Annotated in this window: 8 protein-coding genes; 2 read left to right on the forward strand and 6 right to left on the reverse strand. The window is 41.8% G+C overall.

Annotated elements, in window-relative coordinates:
- The first annotated feature begins 6 nt into the window (after nt 1-6).
- On the forward strand, nt 7-2928 hold the full coding sequence (locus FA047_RS00830) for an FAD-binding and (Fe-S)-binding domain-containing protein (protein ID WP_136834096.1): 2922 nt from the start codon (nt 7-9) through the stop codon (nt 2926-2928).
- A 2-nt stretch (nt 2929-2930) separates the two neighbouring features.
- Here FA047_RS00830 and FA047_RS00835 read toward each other — a convergent pair whose 3' ends face one another.
- The 6 genes from FA047_RS00835 to FA047_RS00860 form a co-directional block, all read right to left on the reverse strand.
- Nucleotides 2931-3224, reverse strand: a complete 294-nt coding sequence (locus FA047_RS00835) for a hypothetical protein (RefSeq protein WP_136834097.1) — start codon at nt 3222-3224, stop codon at nt 2931-2933.
- Nucleotides 3221-3679, reverse strand: coding sequence for a carboxypeptidase-like regulatory domain-containing protein (locus FA047_RS00840; RefSeq protein WP_136834098.1), 459 nt, complete (start codon nt 3677-3679; stop codon nt 3221-3223). Before FA047_RS00840 ends, FA047_RS00835 begins: the two co-directional genes overlap by 4 nt.
- Before the next feature lie 2 nt (nt 3680-3681).
- A complete protein-coding gene (locus tag FA047_RS00845) occupies nt 3682-4992 on the reverse strand; it encodes an ATP-binding protein (protein WP_136835121.1) in 1311 nt (436 codons plus the stop codon).
- A 346-nt stretch (nt 4993-5338) separates the two neighbouring features.
- Complete coding sequence (locus FA047_RS00850; protein WP_136834099.1) at nt 5339-6322, reverse strand: LuxE/PaaK family acyltransferase; 984 nt, start codon at nt 6320-6322, stop codon at nt 5339-5341.
- A gap of 28 nt (nt 6323-6350) precedes the next feature.
- On the reverse strand, nt 6351-6701 hold the full coding sequence (locus FA047_RS00855) for a hypothetical protein (protein WP_136834100.1): 351 nt from the start codon (nt 6699-6701) through the stop codon (nt 6351-6353).
- 4 nt (nt 6702-6705) lie between these two features.
- Complete coding sequence (locus FA047_RS00860; protein WP_136834101.1) at nt 6706-9144, reverse strand: penicillin acylase family protein; 2439 nt, start codon at nt 9142-9144, stop codon at nt 6706-6708.
- A gap of 296 nt (nt 9145-9440) precedes the next feature.
- Between FA047_RS00860 and FA047_RS00865 the strand changes: the two genes are divergently transcribed.
- Nucleotides 9441-12311 carry a TonB-dependent receptor gene (locus FA047_RS00865; protein WP_136834102.1) on the forward strand — a complete coding sequence of 957 codons (2871 nt, stop codon included), beginning with the start codon at nt 9441-9443 and terminating at the stop codon, nt 12309-12311.
- Nucleotides 12312-12336 lie beyond the last annotated feature (25 nt).

Raw genomic sequence — 12336 nt, forward strand, 5'->3', positions numbered from 1 at the left:
TTTGCGATGAAAGCAAAGCTGGAGCAGCTGTCGCGACTCATTTCCGGAGAATTTTATAGTGATGAGTTGATGCGTACAATTTACGCGACAGATGCTTCAGCTTATTCAGAGATGCCTTTGGCAGTTTGTCTGCCCGCAGATGTTGAGGACCTCAGGCAGCTCATTGCTTTTGCCCATCGCGAAGGGACCTCTCTGATTCCCAGGGCTGCTGGTACATCCTTAGCCGGACAAGTGGTCGGCGGCGGGATTGTTGTAGACATTTCCAAATATTTCAACCGTATCCTGGAGGTGGATACCATCAAGCACCGGGTGTGTGTACAACCAGGTGTGATCAGGGATGAATTGAACCTTTTCTTAAAACCCCATGGGCTTTTTTTCGGGCCCGAAACGTCTACGGCTAACCGCGCAATGATAGGTGGTATGGTGGGGAATAATTCCTGTGGTTCCAATTCAGTGGTCTATAAAAGTACCAGGGAACATACGCTGGCTGTAAAGGCCCTGCTAAGTGATGGCACTGAAGTAGAGTTTAAGGAGCTCACGTTTGAAGGATTTATTAAGAAATGCGAAGGAGATACGCTTGAGGCAAAACTCTACCGATCGGTACGCAGTCAACTCAGTAATTATGAAAACCAACAGGAAATCCGCAGAGAATTTCCTAAGCAAAGTATAGAAAGGAGAAATACCGGATATGCGATAGACCTGCTGCTGGAGACCAATCCTTTCACCGCAGGGGCTGGGGAATTCAATTTTTGTAAGCTCATCTGCGGGTCGGAAGGTACGCTGGCTTTCATCACAGAAATCACACTGTCTCTGGAACCATTGCCTCCGGTACATAACGGCTTACTGTGTGCACATTTTTCTTCGGTAGAGGATGCCTTGAAGGCCAATCTAATTGCGCTTAAGTACAAACCCTACGCAGTAGAATTGATCGACCACTACATACTGGAGTGTACCAAAAGTAACTTGGAGCAATTGCAGAACCGTTTTTTTGTGAAGGGCGACCCGGCTGCTTTACTGGTTATAGAATATGCTGCGGATAGCCAGGAAGAGGTTGAACAGACAGCCGCTTTGGTTGAGGCCGAAATGCGCGCCATGGGGTTGGGGTATCATTTTCCGGTATTGTACGGTGCAGATACCAGGAAGGTCTGGACGCTCAGAAAAGCCGGACTTGGTCTGTTGAGCAACCTGCCTGGTGATGAAAAGGCTGTGCCGGTAATTGAAGATACAGCAGTAGATGTTCAGGACTTGCCGGCTTACATCCGTGAGTTCAATGAAGTCCTGATCAAGCATGGTTTACATTCCGTTCACTATGCCCATGCCGGATCTGGCGAATTGCATCTCAGACCGATACTTAATCTGAAAACGGAGGAGGGCACCCGGATGTTCCGGCTGATTGCGGAAGAAGTCGCTGCGCTTGTGAAGAAATACAGGGGCTCGCTCAGTGGAGAACATGGGGACGGCAGGCTCAGGGGTGAATTTATACAACGAATGATTGGCAATAAAAATTATGCATTGCTAAGGGAGTTAAAAGATACATGGGATCCCGGACATATTTTTAATCCCGGGAAAATTGTGGACACACCACCTATGGATACCAGCCTGCGATATGTTGCCGGCCAGTCTGCACCAGAAATCAAGACTGTATTTAGATACTATGGGCAAAATGTATTGCAGCATGCTGAGCAGTGCAATGGGTCGGGCGACTGCCGCAAAACACAGTTGGCCGGAGGTACCATGTGCCCGTCCTACATGGCTACCCGTGATGAGAAAGACACCACCAGGGCCAGGGCCAACGTGCTTCGCACATTCCTTTCCAATTCATCCAAAGCTAATCCTTTTGATCATCCAGAGATAAAAGAGGTGATGGATCTTTGCCTGAGCTGTAAAGGATGTAAATCCGAATGCCCCTCCAACGTAGACATGGCCAAACTGAAAGCCGAGTTTTTACAGGCATACCAGGATACAAATGGCATACAGTTCCGTTCTCGAATGATCGCTAATTTTAACACCATATCCAGGTTCACAGCATTGGTTCCCCACCTGTACAACTACGTGGTAACGGGCAGGATCATGAGCAGACTAATTAAGAAATTCATGGGCTTTGCAGTCGAACGCAGCATGCCGGAGCTGCACCATATCACACTGAAAGAATGGTTTAACAGCAGATGGAGATCACGTGAACCTGAGGTTATGAACAAAAGAAAAGTGTACCTTTTCTGTGATGAGTTTACCAATTACCAGGATGCTGAAATAGGTATTAAAGCCGTGCAGTTACTGGAGCAGTTAGGCTATCAGGTTATTATTCCTAAACATCAGGAGAGCGGAAGAGCCAGTATCTCTAAAGGCCTGCTGCGTAGCGCAAAAAGAATTGCAGATTACAATGTAAAACAGCTGGCCCCCCTGATTTCTGCAGACAGTCCTCTTATTGGTATAGAACCTTCAGCTGTCCTTACCTTCAGAGATGAATACCCGGATCTGGTCGGCGAAGAACAGGTCATTTCCGCAAGAGAACTGGCCTCAAATACAATGCTGATAGATGAGTTTCTGCTTCATGAAATCAAAGCCGGCCGCATTTCAAAATCACAGTTTAAGACTGATGAAAAAACCATCAAACTGCATGGTCATTGTCAGCAGAAAGCGTTAGGACTATTAACTGCTACCGAGCAACTGCTGCGTTTCCCTGAAAACTATAACGTAGAAACCATCGCCTCCGGTTGCTGCGGTATGGCGGGGTCTTTCGGTTATGAAAAGGAGCATTATGCACTTTCTATGCAGATTGGCGAACTGGTTTTATTTCCCGAAGTAAGAAAACAACCTGAAAACGTAGTAATCGCCGCACCGGGAACCAGCTGCAGACACCAGATTAAAGATGGAACTGGTAAAAGGGCGCTCCATCCTGTTGAAATATTACATGCCGCGTTACGATAGTTTTATTCTGCCCTGCCCGTAACAGCTATAGCCAATTTTGCCTTATCCGTACTTGGTAGCCAGTTTCCCGAGTAATCTTTCACTAAAAAAGTACGTTCTTTACCATTGATTGGCTGCGCTCCTATAAAGGGTTTGAAACCGGTCAGTTTGGTCGTGGAAAATGTGGTATAGGAGATCTGACTTGCATTTCCAATGGTTGGCAGCCATTGTATGGCGATAAAGAAATCCCCTTTCGGGACCATAATTTTATATTCTGAAAGATTTACATGAATTTGATCTCCATATGCTGCGATCACTTTGATTTCCTCATTGCATAAATCTTCAGCAGGATAGCCCGTTTCATATAGTTGGCCTGGTCGTAAGAGAACTTGCCTAAAACTTCATGTTCTTTTTTCAAGCTGATCTGCACTTCGCCGAGTGTGAAGTTATCTTCATTCAACAGTACAGTTTGACCATCTTTAAAGCTAGTCGTAGATATTTTTTTAGTGTTATAGCCGATATGGCTAAAGATCAGGGTATCCGGTTGTTCAGTAGCATGAATTTCAAAAATCCCTTTTTCATTAGAAATGGTATCTCGTTGCTGCTGTTGTAGTTTTACCGTCACCAACACAAGGGGTTTCTTTTCGTTTTCGCTCATCACTGTACCCTTGTAAACTACCTGAGCGCTGGCATCACTAAATTGAAATGAAAAGAAGAACAGCATGAGTACAAAAACTACAAACTGCTGTGGTGTCTTTTTAGTTAGGTCCATTTTTACATATCCTTCATAGAAAACCCCTTCACTTGAATTTTATACTTAGCCAGCTCTTTTTGCAATGCTTTAGCTTTTGTTGTTAAGAGGTCAATGTTGATTTTCTTAGGGTTGCGCTTCACTTCAGCGATGATACCAGTTTTATCAATATCATTAATCGCAATCAGATCAATTTCATTTTCTCCTTTATTGTCCCAATAGCTGCCAATAGCCGTAATGCGTTCAGTTTCGGACAACTTTTCCCTGAAATATTTTTCCAGTAACAATCCACTATACTGCTCATAATTCTGAACGATGTATTCACGGAGCAACTCATGCTTACCCAATTCAATCATGGATTGACTAGGATAAATAAACCTGAACCAGAACCGCAAATAATTATCACTGATGCTCCATCTGGACTTGCGGCTTTCTGGTTTAGCAAACATAGGTCTGTTCCTGCCAATCAACGAATATTCTTTCTCCAGATTGACGAGGTAGGCACCGGTGTTTTTGCCAACTATGGAATCCATCTCCGTTTGCGTCGTCTTTCCTGAGGCAATCAGTTGTAGAAGAGAGAAATAAGTGCCGTACTCTTTGCCAAATTCCGACACCAAAAGATCCTTCCCTTCCACAAGAAAAGGAGAGTCTGGACGCGTGACCAGGTCAAATATCCTCGTTTCCGTCGTAGCTCCGGCCTCCATCAGCAAGGTAATGTATTTGGCGACTCCACCTGTAATGGTATACATGCAAAGCAAATCTTCTGAGGTATACTTTGGATTATAATGCTCTAGAATCTCTTTCATCACCCCTACGGAAAACGACTGAAGGACGATTTTCGAAGTCAAACGACCAAATAACGGTTCTTTTCTGTTTTCAAAAATCTTCAGCATCATAGAATATATAGAACCGCAGGCAATGAAATTAATCTTCGCCTGGTCTTTGTATTTGTCCCATAATCGTTGGATATCGCTAAAAATAGAAGCGTTCACATACTCTAATTCCTGAAATTCATCTATGATCAGGGTGTAATGTTCTTTCACGGAGTAAATCAGCAACTGCTCAAAAATATCTGCAAACGATGTGATCGAACCGAATATCTGTAGTCCCAATGCTTCTTGTACTTCCTTTTGAAATTGGGTACAAAGGAGCTGCTCGTTTTTCCTTGAGACGAATAAATACAAATATCTCTGGTTCTTGACAGATTCAAGCAAAAGGGATGTTTTTCCAATACGCCGCCGACCAACCATAACGGTAAAGCATGCGGTTCTTTTAGATTGAACCTCGTTGATCTGTAAGATTTCAAGTTCTTTTTTTCTGCCGTAAAACTCCATGTTCATTATTTTGTAACGGAGATTATCTTAATGTTCATTAAGATAATCTCCGTTACAAAAATAGTATTTTATTTAATAGAGTGTATATAGGTTGATTTTCTATAAAAAGAACAACGTTAGAGTATAATTGTACTCGCTCTGTGTAGTATATTTCTTTTGCTATCCTTTTGCTTTTAGCAAAATGAAGGCAAAAATATAGCAATATAGAAGTAAAAATAAAGTAAGGTAAAATACTTGCACAGTCCAGGCTCACCCTTATTTCAAGAGGAAATAGGTTGTGCCCTAAAGGCTATAAAAATTGATTGCTGGCTGTTATTTGTTGAAAAACTTGATGAACCAGACTGACTTAGCCTACCAGCAAATTACACCCCCTGATATCCGCATTGTCGAAACGCCCTAATACTTCAAAAGAGCCGTTCTCGAAAACACGGCCTAAATCCTGAGTCGCTATAAAAGAGCAGGAGTTAATATTGGCCAAATCGATCACATTGATACCACCTGTTTTCGGACCGGTTATTAAAGACAATGGGTCATTGGTATCTCTCAGGAGAATCTTCATCCAGGGCGGACAATCGAATATACCCAAACCATAGGAATATGCCTGAGACAGTAACTCCGTCATTCCATATTCGCTATGGATAGCGCTTACACCAAAACCATTCTGCAGCAACTGGTGCAGTTCTTCTCTCACCATTTCTTTTCTTTTGCCTTTCATACCGCCGGTTTCCATCACCACCAGTTCAGGGAAATCAATTTGATTGGTTTCAATAAAATCGAGAAGAGCATAGGTTACTCCGATCAGAATGGTCTTAACCCCACTTATTTTAAGGTTACTTAGTTTCTCATGAAGGTCAGCATGGTTGTGCAGAAAATAACCGCTATCAGGATGCTTGCTTTGTTTGATCAAAGCATCTACCATGTAGATCAGCGAAGAGCCATCTCTTTCCAGGTAAGAGGGCAGAAGTGCAAGGATACAGGTGTGCTCTATTTTTCCATAGAACTGTTCAAATGCCTGGTTAAAGCTGCGTTCATATATGCTGACATCTGTAACGTAATGGCGACTTTGAGACATCCCGGTAGTGCCCGAACTGCTGAAAATGATCTCCGTCGCATCCCCCGAACTTAAGATGTCGTGTGTTTTAAAGAAGGCAATCGGCAGATAAGGAATATCGGCTGTATGATTCACCTGTTCGGGAACCACACCCAGGTGAGTCATATATGCTTTATAAGTATCGCAATGCTTTGCCTGATGGTAGAATACCTCCAGACAGGTGTTTTCAAATTGATCTGGTGTCTGTATTGAGAATATTTTGTCGATTAATTCCTTCACATTGGCAAAAATACACAACAAAATTTAATTAGGGATTGGTTTTCTTAAGCAGTACGGCTTTTCTAAAATGATACCCGCAATAACCGCTGATGCCGGCTACGAATGCACCAAGTAATGAACTCAAAATGAAAATGAGGATGTAAGAACTTACGCCTAACATTTGTGCGATACGTGAGGCCAATATGTGGTTGTTGGGGATGCTCTTAAATAATGCCATTCCGGTCCACAACAGCAAGATCGCAAAGAAAGGCGACCATAATGCTATTTTTCCGGTTTTTCCGATCAACCCACAGGCAGCAAAACTGATGACCACAATGATCCACCAGGGTAAAACCATCTGAAGAAGAAACGATGCGATAAGTATTACTATAAAAACCATATGGCTATTTTTTTGATATTTTTAGTTTAGAAATTATTGTGGCCGATTTATCATCCGGAGAATTCATGAAATATAGATCATACAATTCACCTTTTGCCCATGTGCCGATCATATTGTCGTAGAATTTACTGCCTGGATTTCCTGATTGTCCGCCAGGATACACCCCGTGGCCTTTAGGCGTTTTGCCCAACTCAACAACCATTCTCCATGAAGGCCCATTGCCTTCATTCATTGCATTGATGGTCATCTTGCCGCCGCCAATTAACAGCGGCTGCGATCCCATTCCTGGTATTTTAGCCAGGTGTTGTATGGTCGTATGTTTTACATTGGCCCATTCCCAGAGTTTGCCGATAGGACCATATTTCCGTTCCAGACTGTCGCAGCTGTATTTAAAGGCTTCATTGACCTGATCGGCCAGAGATTCTTTTGCAGGAGTTTTTATATTGTCAATCCATTTTGAATCAGGCTCATTTAGCATCAACTGCAGTGTCCTGTCCCTGGTAGGGTAGCGCATGGGTACATCGGCAATGGTAAAGTCATCATCCCAGATGTTGAACTGCAGACGTTTGTTCCACAAGTCGAAAATGCTGGCTGCGATTTCATTGGCGTCGTACCGCTTATTCCATTTGGATACCAAAGAAAGTGCTTCTTTTTGAGTGGCATTTAGTGAGCCAGCATTTACATTGCTGATCAATGTTCCAAGTGCATTTTGTGCGTAAATGCTGTAATTGTCGGTCTGCATTTTTCTAATACTGTCGGCCGTGGCATTGGTCATCACGGTTAGCCTGTCGTTGATGCGCTTTCCACGTTCGTACGGGCTAAATTCCCAATTGATGTAATACGGGTAAGTCTGATCTGTGGACGATTGGTTGGCCGAGCTGACAAAGTTTCTCGGAGGGTTTTTAACGGTAGGATTCTGAGATGCTGGTATCCAGCCATGCCAGTCGCTTTTAGGATCTGTTCCGTCAAGGATAAATTTGCCCTGATCTTTCCATTTTAAAGGGAATTTGCCATTGGCGGTGATTGCGATGTCATTTTCAGCAGAGGCAAAAATAAAATTCTGAGCCGGTGCGGTGTAATAAGTCAGTGCTGAGCGGTAGTCGTTGTAATTTTTTCCTCTGTTCAGTAGATAAAATGTTTTCAGCTCGTTTGATTCCTCATGAGCAATCCACCTTAGTGCACTTCCTGTAGGAATGTTTTGTGATTTGGAAAACTTCTCTGGTTTTGTCAGATAAACAACAGGTCCGTGATGTGTGTAAAAAACAGTATCTGTTTCTGTTTTACCCCCTCTGATGATTATTTTTTCTAAACGGGTACTCGTTTTCTTCCATTCGTTATTGTACCAATAGCTTTCGTTGGTATTGTCTTTAAATTTAATCTGATAGAAATCAAGCACATCGGCAGCGACATTTGTAACACCCCATGCTATGTTTTGGTTGAACCCAATGATTACGCCGGGAGCACCAGGGAGGGAAACACCATAGGCATTTAATCCCGGAGCATGAAGTTGAATCTGATACCAAATTGATGGAAGAGACAAATCAAGGTGTGGATCGTTTGCCAGTATAGGATAACCTGAGGCTGTCTTTTTTCCGGACAGCGCCCAGTTGTTACTGCCGATGCCTTCTACCTTCTGTTTGGTTCTGATGTTATTGCCTGCTATTAAATCATCGGCAACAGCAGGGGCTTGCGGAATAGGCAGGGGAGTAAAATCCCATTTTGTCCCAACCGGAATAATTGGGTCTTCTTTAAAAGGATAATCAGGGAAAAGATCCTTAACCACGTCAGTGCCGAATTTTTTCCTGATGTTGGTCATGTAGAATTCATCAGAACCCATGGCTAGTACGGCCGACATCTGTTTCAGCAATAATGCACATTTTATCGGGGTCCAGTCTTCGGGTTTAAAATCAAGTAATTTATACTCTAAAGGTAGTTTAGCCTTCGATAGGGAATGTATATATGCATTGATTCCAGCAGTATAGGCCAGGATCATTTCCCTCGATTTAGGATCGGCCATCATACCTTTTAATGATTTTTCTGCACCATAGACCATGCCCATTCTCCTTTGGTACCTATCCAGTTCCAGCGCTTTTTTACCAACAACCTCACACAATCTTCCTGCGGCAAATCTGGTTTGAAAATCCATTTGCCAAAGTCTGTGCATGGCCGTCACATATCCTTGTGCATAATAAACATCGTAGTCATTTTGAGCAAAAATATGTGGGATCATCCTGTCATCGAAAGCAATTTCAACGCTTTCTTTTGTTTCCTTCAGAACGATCTGTTTGTTTTTCTTTACGGTTACATTTTCTGCATTCTGCCAAAATCCGGTAAAAGGATTCAGGAATTTCAAAAGTGGTGGGGTGTCGCCAAATTTTGTATTAAAAATATAGGCTATTAATATGGGGATGACAACACAAATTAGTGCTTTAATTTTGTTCATTACAGCTCAGTTAAGGTACAACCACTTTTTGGAATAGAATATCTGGTTTGCTTTTGCAATTTAACATAAAACTTAAATCAAATGCAATGAAAACCATCATGATTTTAAAACCACGGCATGGTATGGACAAATTTAATTCATTGAAAAATCTGATAGCTCCATCACAATTGAAAAACAAATCAAATTCAATGAATAGGAGATTTAGATGAATAATTTGACTTAAAAAAAATCAAATTTGGAAAATTAAAAATTTGTATTAGATTTATAATAAAATTAACCTAGTATAAAATCTAAGTATGAGCAAAACTTTTACTAAAGCAATCTTTACGCTTTTATTGTTGTGTATTACAGGAGTAGTAGCACAGGCACAAAGTGTAACCATTAGTGGTACTGTAACGGATAAGACCACAAGGGAACCAATACCAGGTGTTGGGATTACTGTCAAGGGAAAAACTTCCGGAACGGCGACCAATGAAAATGGTAAATTCTCATTCAGTACAACGCAAAAAGCCCCTTTTACAATTGTTATTTCATTTATCGGGTACACTTCACTCGAGAAAGAAATTACCGGTAATACGGCCAACCTGGCGTTTGAACTGGAACCGTCGACTATTGTTCTTGGGCAGGACGTTGTAATTTCTGCTTCCAGAACTCCTGAACGCATCCTGGAATCTCCAGTATCTGTGGAGCGCATGGGATCTGCAGCACTTAAGGAAATCTCGGCGCCGTCATTTTATGATGCATTGAACAACATGAAAGGGGTAGAGATCAGTACCCAAAGTTTAACATTTAAGTCTGTTAATACCAGGGGATTCAATTCAAATGGTAATACCCGTTTCAATCAATTGGTAGACGGTATGGACAACCAGGCTCCGGGACTGAACTTTTCAGTTGGTAATATCATTGGTGTTTCCGATTTGGATCTGGACAATGTGGAGTTATTGCCGGGAGCATCATCTGCTTTGTATGGTGCCGGCGGTATCAATGGTACCATGTTAATGACTTCTAAAAACCCATATGATTATCAGGGTGCAAGCTTCCAGTTCAAAACTGGTATCAATCACCTGAATGATGACAATACCGGCAATCAGCAGTACAATCAGCTGGATGTGCGCATGGCTAAAGCATGGAATAGATTTGCAGTTAAAGGTACTTTCTCCTTCCTGCAAGCTAAAGATTGGCAGGCAGATAACTACAGCAACTTTGACCGTAATGCAAGGATGTTTAAATCAGGAGACAGAGCCTCTGATCCTAATTACGATGGTATAAACGTATATGGTGACGAAGTAAACGCAAACGTACTTTCAGTTTCAAGACTCTTACAGGGTGGATTCGTTGCCCAACTGCCTCCGGCAGCGCTTACCAATATCAATAATGCTATAGCAGCTAATATACCTTATGCAAATATTAAAGCCAGTTTGGCAGGAACAGCTGCTCAGCCTCTTATCGGTGTATATTATGGCTTAAATAAAGGATTGGTTTCTAACCAGGATGTATCCAGAACAGGATATAATGAGGTTAATCTGGTAGATTACGATACGGAATCTTTAAAAGCATCAGGATCACTACACTATAAGATTACTTCTACTGTTCAGGCCATTGCACAACTGAACTGGGGTAGAGGAACTTCTGTTTATACAGGTTCTGACCGTTATTCATTACGTAATTTCAGTATCGGACAATATAAACTGGAATTGAAGGGTCAGGATTTCTTCCTTAGAGGTTACACTACGCAGGAAAGATCAGGAGATTCTTATATTTCTTCAATTCTTGGATCTTTTATCAATGAGGCTTATCGTCCAAGTGAGGGTCCGGCAACAGATCCTACTTCAGGCTGGTTCGCTCAATACGCAATTGCTTATGGAGATGCAAAATCAACCGGCGCAAGTGATGTGGCTGCTCATACGGCTGCGAGGTCATTTGCAGACAGGGGCCGTTTTATGCCTGGAACACCACAGTTTGAAGGTGCAAAAAGTGCTATTGTAAATAGTACTATTTCATCTGGACAGGGAGCTAGATTTAATGACAAAACCAATTTATACCATTACGAAGGTATGTACGATTTCTCTGATGCCTTCAACAATGCGTTGGAAGTACAGGTAGGTGGATCTTACAGAATCTATCAACTGAGGTCAGGCGGAACTATCTTTGACGATTTGAATGATAAAATTGACATCAACGAGTACGGTGCATTTGCGCAATTGGCTAAAAAGATGTTCAATGATAAGTTTAAATTATCAGTATCAGGTAGATACGATAAGAGTACTAACTTTGATGGTCGTTTCACTCCAAGGGTGTCTGGTGTACTTACAGTAGCTCCAAACAATAACATTCGCGTGTCTTACCAAACCGGTTACCGTAATCCAACTACACAGAATCAATATATTGATTTATCAGTTGCGGGCGGAAGACAACGTTTAATTGGTGGTATTCCTGAAATGTTGAATAAATATAACTTGCTCACTACCAACAAAGCTTTTACAGATGTGAGCTACAGAGCATTCTTAGCCTCAGCTGCAACCGGAGCACCTAATCCTGCTTTGTTAAAAGCTTATGAATTCGACCCACGCGGTGTTCGTCCGGAAAGTGTACAAGCTTATGAGATTGGTTATAAAGGATTGCTTGGTCCGAAATTCCTGATCGATGCATATGCTTATTATAACACTTATAAAGACTTCATCACTGCGGTAGAGGTGTATCAGCAAAATGGAACAAAATTCTCTAAATTCGGAGCACCTGTAAATGCTAACGGAGAAGTGAATTCTTACGGTGGTGCCCTTGGTATTGATTACCTGTTGGGTAATTATAACTTGAGTGGTAACGTGTCTTACAATAAACTTCAGGATCTTCCTGCAGATTATATCAATGATTTCAATACCCCTAAAGTTCGTTATAACCTTGGTTTAGGTAATAAAGAGATCGTTAAAAACTTTGGATTTAACGTGAACTATCGCTGGCAGGACAAGTTCTACTGGAACTCGTCATTTGCAGCTGGAGAAGTACCTGCTTTCAGCACTTTGGATGCACAGGTTAATTTAAAGATACCTTCAGTTAAATCTATGATTAAAGTAGGCGGATCAAATATCTTGAACAAGTACTACTTTACTTCATATGGTAATCCTGCAGTAGGTGCATTATATTATATCGGATTTACTTATAATCCTTAGGATTAAACTATCAATAATTATAAAA

Origin of the sequence: Pedobacter frigoris (assembly GCF_005116445.1) — a bacterium.
In the GTDB taxonomy this organism is placed as follows: domain Bacteria; phylum Bacteroidota; class Bacteroidia; order Sphingobacteriales; family Sphingobacteriaceae; genus Pedobacter; species Pedobacter frigoris.